Annotated in this window: 7 protein-coding genes and 1 tRNA gene; 2 read left to right on the forward strand and 6 right to left on the reverse strand. The window is 40.5% G+C overall.

What is annotated here, in order from left to right:
* Positions 1–16: 16 nt before the first annotated feature.
* A complete protein-coding gene (locus tag P0106_RS00635; protein ID WP_048730416.1) occupies positions 17–1,543 on the reverse strand; it encodes a DivIVA domain-containing protein in 1,527 nt (508 codons plus the stop codon).
* 148 nt (positions 1,544–1,691) lie between these two features.
* Between P0106_RS00635 and P0106_RS00640 the strand changes: the two genes are divergently transcribed.
* Positions 1,692–1,765: transfer RNA gene (locus tag P0106_RS00640), tRNA-Val, on the forward strand.
* 118 nt (positions 1,766–1,883) lie between these two features.
* Here the strand turns inward: P0106_RS00640 and P0106_RS00645 are convergent.
* From P0106_RS00645 to P0106_RS00660, 4 genes are all read right to left on the reverse strand, one after another.
* Complete coding sequence (locus P0106_RS00645; RefSeq protein ID WP_473730313.1) at positions 1,884–2,981, reverse strand: class C sortase; 1,098 nt, start codon at positions 2,979–2,981, stop codon at positions 1,884–1,886.
* A 288-nt stretch (positions 2,982–3,269) separates the two neighbouring features.
* Positions 3,270–4,904, reverse strand: coding sequence for a SpaH/EbpB family LPXTG-anchored major pilin (locus tag P0106_RS00650; RefSeq protein WP_473730346.1), 1,635 nt, complete (start codon positions 4,902–4,904; stop codon positions 3,270–3,272).
* Between the two features lie 266 nt (positions 4,905–5,170).
* Positions 5,171–10,639 carry a Rib/alpha-like domain-containing protein gene (locus P0106_RS00655; protein WP_473730347.1) on the reverse strand — a complete coding sequence of 1,823 codons (5,469 nt, stop codon included), beginning with the start codon at positions 10,637–10,639 and terminating at the stop codon, positions 5,171–5,173.
* Positions 10,640–11,270: 631 nt separating this feature from the next.
* Complete coding sequence (locus P0106_RS00660) at positions 11,271–12,203, reverse strand: S16 family serine protease (RefSeq protein ID WP_020759876.1); 933 nt, start codon at positions 12,201–12,203, stop codon at positions 11,271–11,273.
* 219 nt (positions 12,204–12,422) lie between these two features.
* On the opposite strand from P0106_RS00660, the gene P0106_RS00665 reads away from it, so the two are divergent.
* Positions 12,423–14,249, forward strand: a complete 1,827-nt coding sequence (locus P0106_RS00665) for a zinc-dependent metalloprotease (protein WP_020760564.1) — start codon at positions 12,423–12,425, stop codon at positions 14,247–14,249.
* A gap of 148 nt (positions 14,250–14,397) precedes the next feature.
* On the opposite strand, the gene P0106_RS00670 is transcribed toward P0106_RS00665, so the two are convergent.
* The gene (locus P0106_RS00670; protein ID WP_248911956.1) at positions 14,398–15,981 is read right to left on the reverse strand and encodes an ATP-dependent helicase; all 1,584 of its coding nucleotides are present in this window, start codon (positions 15,979–15,981) and stop codon (positions 14,398–14,400) included.
* Between the last annotated feature and the right edge of the window lie 4 nt (positions 15,982–15,985).

Raw genomic sequence — 15,985 nt, forward strand, 5'->3', positions numbered from 1 at the left:
AAAGTATTTTTATAGATCAGTTGTGGCTTGGATTCACAAAACCACCGAAATTAGATTCGCCAGTATCATCCAAATCATCTGAATCATTATTGCCAGCATTGTTAGCATTAAAATCTTCAGAAGAAGCATTAAAATGATTCATAACTGGGAATGAAAGATCTGGAATATCTAGATTGAGACTTTGCGACGGCTCAAATTTAGGAGATGCAAGAAGAGACAAATTCAAATCACCAACAGGGTTTGAAGCACTATTCTTTGAATCATTCTTATCATCATCTTTAGTATTAACAGCATTAGCATTAGCAGCATTAACATGATTCTGACTATAAGAATCTTGGCTAGGTGCAGCTGGAATAGCACTGTCTCTTGTATAAGTCTGCGAATAGGAATCTTTCGGAGCATACGATGGTGGGAACGTAGGAGGCATAACAGTAGAAGCCTGAGACATCTCGTCATCAGTATCATCATTAGGCTCTACATTAGCAGAATGAGGCGTAAAAATAGCCCTATCCCCATGGTGCAAATCGTTAAGAGAAGCACCACTATTGTTATCAACACTGTTGTCTACAGGTGCGAAAATGCTTTGCCTATCTTGAGGCATATCTTCAATATGCTGTGCAGAACTATTATCACTATCTGCCACATGCTCAACGACTGGCACACTATCTGCACTAATATGATGCGAATCTACTTCATCAACTGTAGTTCTAGAAAAAATATCATTTGCAACAGGATTATCTGCTTCAACAGTATTTTGAACAGGATTTACTACAAACGAATCCGCATTATGCTCAACGGGAATAGATGGAGGCATAGGATTTGCAGATTGCACAGGCTGTGGCGTCGTCTGACTATATGCTGCGTTAACAGAAGATGCGGCAGCACCATTAGAATCAAAATCTAGGTACTTAGAAACACGATCGTAAGATTCAAGCCTACTAAGCAATCGTATGCAAGCGTTCAAATAATAATCCACTTGACGCTCATCATATCCATGTTTACCAGAACGCTGTGTAAACAACACGTTAGAAACAAACATTGCGTCAATGCCATCAAGATCGCTTGAACTATTACCCCACGTTGGCTTATATCCAAGAAGAATAGAAATCTTATCTAAGGTCTTATTAACAACATTATCGACCTGTTTTTTATCATACGAAGGCTTGCGAGATTGACCAGAATCAAAACGCATCTTGTAATCACGCTGAGAATGATTAAGCAAAACACGGTATTCACTATCGGCTTGTGCTTTCCAAACGATTCTACCGCGATGAGAAATTTCGTATTCGGTTGTTTTATCTACAACAGCACGTTCCAACCTAGAAAGAGCCGCATCAACTTGAGGAATAGCGTATCCTTCATCTTCTAAATCGAAGGACACGTCTTGAATATCTTTTTGTGTAAGACGAATGTCGTCGGACTCATACAAAGAATGGGCACGCTCAAGAAAATCATTAACTTGCTCTACGCTGTAACCCTTCTTGCGCTTACCTACGCGCTCAATACCAGAAGAATTACGCGCAGTATCGGGTTTACTTGCCATAAACAATAGACCTCCTGAACATATCATTATTGAATATACTCTACGCGATTGTTAAGACGCTTCAAAACGCAAAACACAAACTCTGAAAGACACACGCAAATCGCGAATCACGCATCTAGTACACACCATACTGTATCTTGTTTCAAGCGGGCGATTAGCTCAGCTGGCTAGAGCGCCACCTTTACACGGTGGATGTCGGGGGTTCGAGTCCCTCATCGCCCACTTTCCGCTTTTCTTGGTTAGCGTACTTCTCCCATGTTTGTTTATTTTTTCCCCGCGTTTGTTCCCAAAACCACCAAATACGTAAACAATCTCGGGAAAATCGTTCGCGCGTTACGCTTTAATCGCGAAGGCAGGTCTCGCGCAGTATGTGTTTGCCGCGCAAATCTGATTTATTCTTACGCTTTTGTAAGTACCCAGTTACCATGATTGAAATTATCAACAGCGAAAGAATCATAGCAGCTACAAACAGCGTCATCCAAAGGGGCCACTGAAGATGATCTTCTGGAGCGTGCGCTGGGTCCGGCAGCACGCGATACCCCGTAACCAGTAGCCTATGCGAGTTCACACCATACGGCGTGCATGTAAGCAAAGTCGCCAAATCGCGCCCAGGCTCACGCTGCAGCAAACTGATATCCTGCGGGTCTACAACACTAATGCGAAACACCCTGTAGCGCATTGTATCGCCCTGTACATCAATGTAGAAGTAGTCTCCACGCTTCATGTCGATTAAACCGTCAAACATAGTTGCCGTAGGCAAACCAGTATGAGCTGTAATAACGGTATGCCTGTTTTTGCCGCCCACAGGTAAATCTGTACCATACAAATGCCCTGCTCCGCGAGCTAGAACATCGCGCGAAGTGCCATGATAAATTGGTAGTTTTACGCCAATTTTCGGGATTTTTATGATTCCCATAATTCCCATTGGTTCGTCTAGTTGTTTGATATATGACTTATAGTCTGCTGTTTTTTTGTAATTATCACTTCCGTCATACGGGTCGGCTGTAAAGAATTTTTTTCTGCGCGCATTGTATTTTCGCGCACTTCTTAGAATAGATTCTCGCACGCCAGCGGCCTGATTGTAGCTTACTTTGTCGTAATCTATGGAAATTTGTTTAGACACGTGGTTGTTCCACAGTGTTGACGCCACTGGGTAGCTGAAGAACAATACGCCTGCTAGCACTAACGCAATCGGCTCAATTATGCGATGTATAAAAGTTTTCTGTGTTTTTAAGTTTTTCTGTGTTTTTTGGCTTGAGTTGGATCTTTGAGTTTGCTCTTCGGCTGCTTGCGATTCTTCCGCTAGCAAATCACTCGCACCAGCCACACTGCTCGTGCTAGCCACACTGGAGGTACGCTTCGCCTTATTCTTAAACAATTTAGCAACAGCGCGCTCGCTCAACGAGTGGCACCAATTGCTAATATCGGCTAGCTTCATAACTCCTCCAAGCTCAAGCTATTTAATGAAAGATAATATTTGGTTTGATTTTGCTACAAACGCAGTGGGATTTTGTGCTTTTTGTTGCTCAAAACGGCAAAATTAACAACAAAATCGGGAAAAACTTACCGAAAATGTTGCTTAAAACCACAAAATCAACAACAAAAAGCGGAAAACGACGGGTTTTGTTGCTTTAACAGTCCACATAGGATTGAGTCTAGGGTTTTTGCCCTAGACTCAATCGTTATAGACTCAATCGTTTATGATTTACTCATCAAACTGAGCAAATCAGGCAGCCTGCTCTTCTTCCTTCTTGCGATTGTTGCGCATGTACATGAATGTGCCAGCGCCAACCAAGCCCAAACCGATGATGGCGAAGATAATCACGCCATAAGCACCAGTCTTAGGAAGCTTGAACCAGTGGTCAATGCCATTGTCGCTCGTTGGAACATCCTTGAACGAGTAAACAAATGTTTGCGTACTACTATCATACTTAGCATCTTTTGTGTATTCCGTAGGAATAGTAACTTCTTCAACTTTTGGAGCCAAGACATATTTGTCTGGAGCCTTAGTTTCCACAACGTAGAACTTTTGTCCAACTTTTGCTTTAAATCCAGCTGCTGTCAAACCAGTATTATCAGCCGTCTCAGTATCAGTAGCAAATCCCTTAGAAGACTTGTTTTTGCATTTAGCTTCAGAACGAGAAGCATCAGCAGCACATGCACTTGCCTCATCTTCCTTTGCGAACACAGCAAACTTAGCACCCTTAATAGGTGTTCCGTTAGTACTGCTTATCTTCTTAATCTGGAATTTGACAAGAGTTACCTTAGATTCGTTGCCTGGGTTTGGGTTAACAGGCTTTGGCTTTTCATTTTCAGGAGTACCTTTCTTATATCCTGGCTGATAACCATACTTGTTAACGAGTTCGCCAGAATCAACTCCTTCTTTAAGAGTGAATTTAAGATCAACAGTTAACTTTGCATTTGGCGAAGTCTTAAGAGCCGTAGCAATTTCACCAAGACCTGTATCTGTAAACGATACGGTAATACGCTTACGATTATTATCATCAGGCGTATTACTAACTGCTACTATATACTTATCCTCTTTGCCTTTAGTATTCGTAATTTCAGAATTACCGATCTTAACTTTCTGCACAACGTTCGCATTGGCATCATATGCTTTAGTCAACGCGTCATCCCACACAGCAAAGCCTTGATAATCATCAGCCGTACGATCTTTAACAGGCGTACCACTATTTGTGACTACAGAAGTTGAAATGGTATATGGCAAATCATCCTTTGTGCCAACCATTCCCGTAGTATCAACAGTCTTCTTAATAGCATCTTTAGTATATGCATTCTTAGGATCGACAGTTGGATTGTAATTATATTCTGTGCCTTTTTTACCACTGGTAATCTCTGGAATAGTCATGAAGAATGGTTCTGGAAGCTTTTCGTATCCATCTGGAACACTTGTTTCTTCAACTTTGTATAAGCCGATACCCAACTGATCAAACTTTGCAACACCATCTTTTGTAGCCTGTTCAGTTCCGTTATCAAAGTTTAAACCAGCAGAAGAATCGTTTGGATTAGTGTTAAGAGATGTGACTTTAGCAGCAACTTCAAGCCACTTATCATAACTGGTTAAATCAAAGTTGGTTACTTTGTAAACCTTAAACTTTGCACCAGTAACCTTGGTTTTCTTTGTCTGCACACCTTGATCATTGGTTTCATCCTTATACTTGGTGATTGTGATAGAACCTTTTTCATTCTTGCATGCATCAGACCAAGGCGCGCCAGCATTGCAAGATGCATCCACAGCCCAAGCTGAGTTGCCAGCCACCACGGCGCCAGCAACGCACAGCGTGCCAGCCATTGCGAGCGAGGCGATTGCCGCCACGCATTGCTTAGTTATCTTGTTCATAATTTCTCCTTTTTTATTGCTCTTTCGAGCAGGTTTAAGAGATAAGTTTTCTGTTTTGTGTTGCGCACGGTCGGCGGAGCCATTGCAAGTTGTATGAACTCTGTCGGCGGCTACGATTTGCGCCGCGCGCAGCAAGATTAAATCCGAACCATGCTTCGGCATAATTGCCATTGCTATGTAACATCACTATGTAACGCAACTACGCAATGCCATTGCCAGCACATGGAACGTTGATACTGCAGTTTTTGCGCTGCAGAAAATTTTCATCAGCATCGCCACCTTTCAATGCGCCATTTTCTAGCGGTTTTGCGGATAAAAACTTTAATAATCTTGATAATCTCAGCGATGAGCGCACGCCCCCACTTGCTTTGATCAAGCAACAATGCAATAAACATCAGAGAAGTGCCAACAAACACAACACCACCAAGAAACATGTTCCAGTTCACGCCGCCCGTCTTTGGTAATTTGAATGGTTTCACCACGTACACTGGGAAGAATTTTGCAGCATAGTCAATACCGCTCTCGCCCTTAAAGCTCATAGCGCTAACAATATCGCTATTATTCACAACACTAATCGTGCCTTTCTTCACAGCATTCTTGTACTCAGTCAAAGCATCTGGCTTCAACGCAAACACTGCACAATAGTATTTTCCAGTCTCCGTAGGCGCTTTAGTGTTTGAAATAAATCCGCGTGAGCGTTCCATAGTTCCGCGAGTGCTGTCAAAAAGCATAGGGTTAGCTACATCAGTAACGCAGCCATCACCCTTATTACCGTTCTTACGGCAAGTTTCCTGCTGCCGGAAGTTCGCATGCCCCCACACTTTCTGACTATCGCCGCCGTTAAGCTTAAAGAACAGTTTATTTAGATTTTCGCTCCAAACCTGAGACTTATTACCACTGCCCTTAGCTGGCTCATTCGCATCCCTGCACAACGTTCTTAGAGTAATGCCGCCGCGCTTATTTGTAGACCATGAGTCAACACCAAGGTCATTCAGCAAGCCGATTCCGCGCATAACAGTAACGCCAACCTTGTTGTCAACATTCGCAATGTTATCTGCGGAGTCGACTCTGCCTTTATTGGTATCGGAATTATACGCTGTATGGTCAAAGTACTTGTACACGTCAACATGCAAATCGCCAGCGCTAATATCTGGTCTAGTAACCTTAACCTTTGCGTAGATAGGGTGATCTTTGTTGATGGAGTCATCGCCGTCCGAAACAGAGCCATCCGGGTAGTGAACCCTAATCTCAGCCCAATACTCGCCATCATCCTGCCACTTATCTGGGCGGAAGGTGACGGAGCCTTTGCCGGTGGCGTCCTTGCTGGCTGCTTCCGACTTGCCATCAGCTTTGTTATCTTCGCCGTCTTCAAAGTTAGCCCAAGGCAAACTCTTTGCTTTCGAGTTTTTAATATCGCCAGCCTTAACAAAGCGCTTAATCTCGTACCAAGTGCCAGCAGGCAGAGCGCCTTCCTTAACGTTAACCAAATCCTCTTTTGGAACGCCGTTAGCATTAACGTCATGATTATTGCTGTCTTTAACAATCTTCTTGCTTCGCGGAGTGTCAGAGCTTATGTCAGCCTTGTGATTCTTAAGGTTCTTGTCAAAAGTACTACCCGCCAAAATCGTTGGCATCTTTGTATAAGTCGGGTTGTACAGCTGGTTGTCCTTATGAATATGAACAGAGAATGCGCCAATTTTGTAGCCTTCGCCTTCTTTGCCATATGGATTACCTCTAGCGTTAAGAACGCTTGTAACTGGGTCTTCGTTCTTCTTAGATTTGATATTAGCCTCAACAGCATTCTTAAACGCATCCGACTTCTTCTGATCGCCCTTTATAACGTAGACTTTGCACACATAGTCGCCTGTCTTTTGCGCCACGCCGCCGAAAGATCCGTGCGTGCGCTCAAAAGTGTTATAGCTTTTATCGCTATCAACCCAGTCATCGTATAAGTAAGTATCAGACTTGCACTTTTTGCCATTAGTATTGCACTCAAACTGATCCTTAAGTGATGAATGCTTCCAAATCGTCTGCGGTTCCAAAAGTCGCAATCCGTCTTTTTCGCTATCTTTCTGCGACTTCTCATTATTAACATGACCAGGAAGAATGCCATACGTGTAATCGGTTTGCTTGCCATCCTTGCTTTGCTTTGAACAAATCATATGCTGGTGAAGATTGCCAATCGCGTTTGTTAAGTAAGAATCAAACATAGGACGATCGTTACCAGCGAGTAAATCTCCTGGATGAAGGTTTATGCCATTTTCAACGCTGATAGTTCTGTATTGAGAATCCGTTGTATACCTAAACAAGTTAAGACCAAATATATTATTGCCAGACTTAGCAGTAACATTCACCTTCGCATACACAGGGTGCTTCTCGTTTACAGAGCCTTCGCCGTCTGATACAGAGCCGTCTGGGTAGTGAACTCTAACTTCCGCCCAATACTCGCCAGCAGACTGCCACTTATCTGGGTGGAAAGTTACAGAACCGTATTCGCGATTAGGCTGATCTAAAGTAACTACTTTGCCGCTCTTCTTAACAGGATTGCCGTGCTCATCGCGCGTAACGTTGTCTTCACTGTCTTCAAACCTAGACCAAGTTTCCTTCTCTTGTTGCAACGTAAACTTATCAGAATGGTTTTTGTCATCTACTTTTCTAAGTAGCTTTTTAATCTCAAACCACGTGCCATCAGGAAGGTCATCATCAAGAATGCTAGTTTGCTCATCCTTCGGAACACCATTTCCAGTTTTAGTACTCTTTGGCTGATCAGTGCTGATACTGTCTTTTGTTGGACTGCTATACCTACCATCCTTAATTGACTTACCAGCTTGAATAGTTGGCATCTTCATATAAGTCGGGTTGTACTTTTGGTTGTCTTTAAGCTTGATTTTAAAGTAGAAACTGTCAGTAATCCACTCTGAGCCTTTTGTTGTTGCTTTAATACTTTCATAGTTATTAAAAAGTATTGAATACTCAGTAGGACCACCATTTTTCGCCGTGTCATCAAATGCTTTCAGTGAACCACCGTGATCGTTTTTATCATCATACTTTTCGTGGAAAGCGAATACTTTACACTCGTACGAGCCGCCTTCCTTAGGCGTGCCACCAATCATCGCGCGCGAACGCTCCATAGTGTCATTTTCGTATTCTCTAGAGTGAAGGTAGAGATTATCGTTACTGCAATCCTTGCCCTTGCAACGCTTGTCGTTATCTCGAATCCACTGTCGGAAATCCTCAAAATGCAAGCCGTTAATCTCTCCGCTAGCTTCTTTGTTTCCTTCTTTAGGCTTAAGCAACGCGAACGGAGAATTAGGTACATCAGTCCTATGGCATATCACGCGGAAAGTAATAGGACCTTTACCATTCTTTGCCCAAGAATCAAACACAATACCCTTATTAGGGTTCTTGTGATCCTTATCTGACAGACCTATTTTCTTACCCTTATCGATCTCGTGAGGATTCGTTTTATCTCTAAAGGAAAAGCCCCAGAAACCATTATTATTTATGCTATTCCCGTCATATAAACCAAGATTCAAGTCACCGCCTGAAATTGGCAAATCACCAACTTTAACAGGAGCATACACGACCTTGTCATAATTACCTGCATCACTATCTTTAGACGTAGAACCATCTGGGTACGTAACAAGCACAGGCGTCTTTTCACTTTTACCAGCTTGCGTTTTAGACGGGCTAAACGTCACTTTGCCGTTTCCTGTATTTTTCGAATCAATCTTAGACCAATCAAGCACAGGAGAACCGTATTTACCATACTTCTCTAACTTAAAGGTAGAACCTTTAGGAAGATTACCTACTCTAACCCACGGCTTTTTGTTAGCTCGTACACTCTTAGGCTCTTCGCTATCAGTAGGGTTAAACTTCTTATGATTCGGATCGTATGCAACAGTAGTTTCCTTGTACTGCGGGTTGTACAACATGGCGTTAGAAACAACCTTGATTTTTATAGGTACATTTTCCTGAACCATCGGTGTCGTATACTTACAGTTGTATTGGTAAGCGCTAGGAGTTGGGTGCGTAATCTTCACCTTAAAAGTAATACCTTCAGAATTACGATCCAACTTTCCTGGATTATACGTAATATAACCAGTTTTACTATCTATGCTCACACAGCCTTTGTCAGAATTATTTTGACCAGTACTACAACTACTAGATTGCGTAACACCTTGTGGAATAGAAGTAAGCTCATACTTCATACTAGAGCCGTTAGGAAAATCTGATGGAATATTAGTAGTAGTATCAGTATCTTTTCCTGCAACATAGCGACCGCCATAATGGCTTTGTAGAGAATATTGGCCATCCCAGTCGCCTAAGTCCCATCCCTGCCAAGAACCAGTATTAACGTACGGCTTAATTGTTACAGGCGTACCATACGTAGTAACAGGCACATTCTCTACGCCACCATAAGTAGTGTCCGAGCTTAAATTCTGATTATTTAACTTCTTTACATAATCATTCATCATGCTAGACGAATATTGAGGATATTTTATTTCAGTCTTACCATTTGGATCAGTAATATTATTCAAAACAGTATGCGGCTGATCACTATTACTAAAATCAGGCAAAGCGTCAGGATTCTTATGGTCATAGCCTTCCATAGAATCTGGAATACCATCGCCATCACTATCGAAAGGTCCAATAAAAGTCCACCTACTTCTAACTTCTACAGCACCATTTTTCTTCGTTTCTAAATCTCCAAAATCGCTTTCGGAATATGTACCTTTGCCAGAGTTCCATCCAGCTGAGAACGGAAGATTCTTCAATACTAAATCTGAGCGATTTTCCATACTTTCATCAACAAACGCAGTGATATTCCACTGAAAAGCCGTATTACCTGAAACTTCCCAGTCAGCAAGAACCGTAGAGAAATCATTCTTCCAGTTTCTAATTTCGCACATGTCATGCTTATCTCGCGAATCGCAATACGATGTAAGTCTGGAAGTACCTAAAGCATTATCCCAATAAGAGTTAAATAGCTGTTGGTCTTTACCAACACCCTCTTTACCAGCTTTACCTTCATACAAATTACCGTCGAACGAATGAGCCCATCTAGAACTACTGTTAACAAACTCATCTAATGTTTTATTAATTGTAACAATAGGCTCTTGATACTGGATTGCTCTACATCCACGACCGTTATCAGTTTTATCAAACTGTTTATCTTTTGGAAACGCGCTATACCACTTGTCTGTTTCAGGCCAGCAGCCATAGTTACGGTAACCAGTTCTATTACCAGACTTCCTTCTACTAATTTTTATACTTTTCCTATCAATACCTTTTGGAAGCCAAGCCATAAGAAGAGGTCTTTTACCACCAAACGCTTTATCTTCTCTCTTACCGCTATAAGGTTCACCTGTTACAATACTCTCGTACATTTGAGAGTAAGTATTGAAGAACACTTCCCATTTAATCTGAGTTCTATTTCTACCAGTAGAAGAGTCATAAACATTGCGACCAACTTCAACGTTAGAAGCAATCTGACTAGGAGCATCCCCTATTCCAAAGCCAGAACCAGACACAAAGCCTGTACCAAAACTATTCCACCAAGCATGAATAGGTGCTTTACCATCTGCATAACCCTTAGCTTCTTCTACTGGCGGCACTATGAGCATTGTCACTATGGTGGCGGCGGCAACGAGCATTGCTAAAAACGCACGGAAAACGTAACGCTTCGAAAGAATACGTCTGCAACTATCTGAAGAAGCAGAAGCGTTAAGCATTCTAAACTGCTTACGCAAGTTCAATAAGCCATGAAGCCGTGACATTCTAACGCCTCGATTTCTTAAAATCTAAAAGCTGCTCGAATACTCATGCTTGTTGGTTTTATAAGCCAACAAGCATTGCCCGGGGTGCAGAACACTGCATTGCAAGCAAAAAAGCGCGCAATCAAGTTACGTAAATAAACGTAAGCCGACTACGTAAACAACGCGAAACTATCGATGAAAACTAGCGTGCAAGCGTTAAATAAACGTAAGCATACCTAGCTTCCACAAAACCAGTAGTTAAATTCGCGCCAAACGCTCAAATGCAAAATAATACAGTGCACTACTGCAAAGCACGTATACAGTTGTACCCCCCCCCCCATAGGAAAATTCAAGGAAAATCTACACATTTTTTAACATTCGTAAAAATTCCTAGATTCTATAAAGATCACCATAAAATACGTTAAAAATATATTGGAAACTTTATATTTTTCGCTTTTAGCATCGAAATTATCACACTCGGCGTGTCTTAAAACACAATATGCAGCACTTTGCATAATAAAACATACTAAATATAGGATTTTCGATAATAGAAATAAAGAGTTAAAGAAATAAAGAGTTAAAAATGAAGCAACATCTTCTACATCTTCTACATCTTCGCATTACACGTTTTAAAAGACTTTATACTTTTACCAGCCTTAATTTTCTCCAACGCTTTATACGCATCATCTAAAGTCTTAACGCTTACTACGTTTAAACCTTGCGGAATATTGCCAACCACCTCATCACAATTGCTATTTGGCGCTAGAAACCATCTTGCACCATCTCTTTTAGCAGATATCATCTTTAAACGAATTCCGCCGATTGCCCCAACTTTCCCATTATTATCAATGGTTCCCGTGCCTGCTATTGTTTTGCCGCCAGCCAAATCTACGCCAGTTAGCTTGTTTAAAATACCCAAAGCATACATCATTCCTGCAGAAGGACCGCCAATATCGTCTATATGCATCTTAACTTTTACGTTTTTTACATTCACATTAAGATGTTTCTTCGCATAATCCAAAGCCGCCACTTGCGCAGAAGATTGCGAGGAAGTCATCTGCTTATTTGTTTCTTTTTTATAATCACTTGCATTTTGATTTACAGGTACTAACACCTCACGCGGCAAAATCTGCTTTTTTGAATCAAACCAAGATAAAACAGCGTAAATATTTGGAATCTCATACCCTGGCACTCCAGATGTATTTACTGTGACTAAAAGCAATTTGCCACTTTTTGAATGCGATTTTAAACCCGAAGCAGCTGAAGCAGCTTTTTTATTAGGATTATTAGGATTATCTACGTTTATCACATATTTTCCAGAAGATTTTCCTAAAACGTCTTGAGTTGGCCCTGGCTCTTCAACAACATATGCGCTAGGAAGAAAAAGCACAATAATCGCAAGAATACCAATGATTAGTCCAATAAAATACTGCACGGATTTTGAAGAAAAATATTTAACAAAATAATTAAAAACTCTACTCGTAAAACTTATAACAGTCATACATCCATTATTAAAAACAGCAAATATCTTATTAGTCATAAGAAATAATTCTATACTCAAGCCATACGCATAACGGAATTAGGATTCATTCAAAATATTAAATTAAAAAAGTTACTTAAATTATTGATTTATTGAATGAAAATTGCCGTATATCAGGTAGAATCTGTAATAAGCTGCAAAAAGTCACACTAATAAATGAATACGAAATAACGTAGAAAATATTAGATGACTTTTAACTAAGACTGTAAGGACTTAACTATGAGCGAAGAAGAAATTCACCAGTGGCTCGTCGACTGCTTTGGTTCTGAACAAGGCGAAAAAGCATGGCACAACTTTGAGAACCTCCCTTTTGACATACGCGAACACATCAAGGAAAGGTGTGGAATTGGAGGACTTCCGACACCAGGCGAAGTTCACGCCATGATGCAAGCTTTTTCTACAGGAGGATTAAACAATCCTCTTGAAATGAGAGTGACTCTCGAAGACGGTCCAATAAATAAAAAGCTTGCACAATCTATCGCTATTCAAAGATCAACAAGCGACGGAGGAACCGTAAACGCTGAAGTTGCAGACTGTGCCAGAAGAGCACTTAGCCAAGCAAACTTGTGGCTAGACACAAGTTGCAACTTAAATCCTGCGCCAGGAACACCTGATATTCTTTCTAGATCTGATTGGATTGAAGGAACAATAGATTCGTGGGTTAAATTCGCGAACCCTGTTGCAAAATCTGTGTGCGAGGCGTTTACAAGCGTAATATCCGCAAGATTCGGCGATTCACAAGATACAGAAGTGGATGGCATATACGATGGAATTATGCCAATCCCTATGCCAGATGAGGTAAAACAACCTGACCAGTTTATGAGATTGCTCGGAAATACATCTTTTGCTATGCAACTAGGATACGCTGCTGGAGCATTATCTCACGAGGTTCATGGAAGCTTCGATCAAGGTATAGCACTACTTAACAATCCAGCTGGAGGTCTTATTCCATACAATTGCATAGATTATGCAAAAACCTGGGGATTAGACGTAACAGAAGTTATGAATTATCTTGCCTTACGCGAACTTGCACACGCTCGCTTGTTTGCGTCTGTACCATGGCTTATGCCACGTTTTGAAGCTCTGATTATAAAGTATGCAGATGGTATTTCTATTGACTTAGATGCTGTAGAAGACCAGCTTAGAGATATTCAAGAAATGGATCCAGAAGCTGTTTCTGGAGCGGTGGATATTTCTAAAGTTGCAGATACAGAAACAGAGGGTCAAAAACAGGCTCTTAAAGGACTGGAAACACTTCTTGCTCTTACAGAAGGCTGGGTTGATTGCGTTATTTGGCGTGCTGGAATGGCACATATTCCACACATCGATCAACTTAGAGAGATGATGAGACGCGAGCGCGCTGCAGGTGGACCTTCGGAAATAACTTTTGAATCTCTTATCGGATTGAGATTAAGACCGCGCAGAATGCGAGAAGCTGCAGCATTATGGGATTCAATCACAAACGAAAAAGGCATTGAGGAGCGAGACTCTATGTGGAATCATCCTGATCTTTTGCCTGATTTACCAGAGTCTCAGGATGAGGCAAACGCAAGTGATAAAAAAACGAATACTACAGATGAAAATAGCACAGATAATAATAAGCAAATAGATTCTGCAGATTCTACAAACAAAGATGAGGCAAGCAAATCCTATGAGGCTGATTCTACAGATAATGAAGAGTCGTCAGCTTCTAAGATTGATAACGACGAGTCTGAACATGAAAATTCTTATGAAAATAAGAAAAATGATAATGTTGAGACTAATGCTGAAATTAATGCTGAGTCTAATTCTGAATCGGAAACTGAAACAAATAAAGAGTCAAAAGAATCAAGCATGAATATGCCTAATTTGGAAGACTTCAAGAATAGTGAAGATTTAGAAAAGAAACTCAAAGATGTGAATTGGGACGATGAATTAAGCAAACTGTTAGCATCTAATGACACGTCTGACGACGAATCTGATGACGCAAACAACAATGCTGACGAAGATTCAGATAACGGTGAAACTGATTCTGATTCAAATCCCGATTCAGATATAAATAAATAATAAGTGAATAATAAATAAATAAATAAGTGAATAATAAATAAATAAATAATAAATAACAATAAATAAATAACAAATGAATAATAAATGAATAGAAATAATAAAACAGAGCGGAAAAACTTGCGATTTTCTTAGAATTATTTTAAACAAATTATTCTAAGAAATGACTTACAGTTCTTTGCATACCACTTCCATAATCCTTGCAAAGAGCGTAAGAAATATGCAAGGTTTTTTCCGCTCTTGTTATTGCAACATACATAAGTCTGCGTTCTTCTTCATCCTCATCTTCACTTCTACTAACAGAAGATCCAAAAGGAAGAAGACCTTCAGAACAGCCAACCAAAAAAACGTGTTTAAATTCCAAACCTTTAGACGCGTGAATTGTAGATATAGTTACAGGAAGTAAAGATTTTTTAATTAAATCAACATGCTTCTTTTCGGAAACATTATCTACAAACTTATTATCTGTATCAGCAAAGGATAAGTCGCCAGCAACCGATGAATTGGAATTGCTTACTTCTGTATTATCTATATTATTATCGAGCACATCAGGTTGAAGACCAGCATCTTTTTTAACAGAAAAATGTAAGCCCAAGCTACCTAATGTTCTACAAAACATATTCTGCTGAACATTAGTGCGCGTAAGAATAGCAAAATCCGTAGGAAGCGCATCCCCCGATTTAACAGCTTTAGAAATCTGCTGAGCAACAGAAAGAGCCTCATCGTAATCAGTATTATAAATACTTTTGGAAACGCGAGCGCCACCCTTAATATTTGATTTTAATTTTAAATAATCACGCCTACACGCAGATTGTGAAAGAACACGATTAGCAAGACCAACAATACGTTCTGTAGACCTGTAATCCGTATTCAAACTAATATCCGCGTAGATTGGTGCAAATTCGTTTGGAAACTCAAGTAAATCGTAACTACTAGCACCAGCGAAAGAATAGATGGTTTGTGCAGGATCTCCAACAACGCAAATATTGCGGTTATCGCCCAACCATAGTACAAGAAGCTCATGTTGCAATGGCGAAACATCCTGATACTCATCAACAGTAACCCAACCTATTAAACTACGAATCTGTTTAGCAGCATTAGGGAAAGATCTTAAAATATGACAGGTTAAAAGGAGCAAATCGTTAAAATCAATAAGATTACGCGTATTTTTTTCAATCTCGTACGCTTTATAAACTTCTACGAATTGTTTAACATCTAAGCCCGCAGGGAGTTCTCTATGAACACAAGCATATGCTTTCGCATAATCATCTGGTGCAATAAGCGAAACTTTCGCCCAATCAATTTCTGAAATAATATCTCTTATTTGCACAGACGTCATATTTGCAAGATCTGTGTAATGAATCAATGCTTGCTCTGTAACTTCTTTAGGATTATCCATTATTCTTGGAAAAGGAGCTGAGCACACTGAATCCCATACCTTACGTAAATGTTTTAATGCTGCAGAATGAAAAGTTGCAACAGTCGCATTATTAACACCTAATTTTTTAAGACGTTCTTGCATTTCTTTAGCAGCCTTTACAGAGAAAGTTACCGCTAAAACGCGATTTTCATCCCATTCTCCTTTAGCACACGCATACGCTATTCTGCGTGTAATAGTGCGAGTTTTACCAGCACCAGCGCATGCCACAATGCGAACAGGACCATTTAACGCCATGGCTGCTGCACGCTGTGAATCATCTAAATCATTCAATAATGACTCTGGAGAAGAAATCATATTT

Source organism: Gardnerella sp. c11Ua_71, from assembly GCF_055818025.1.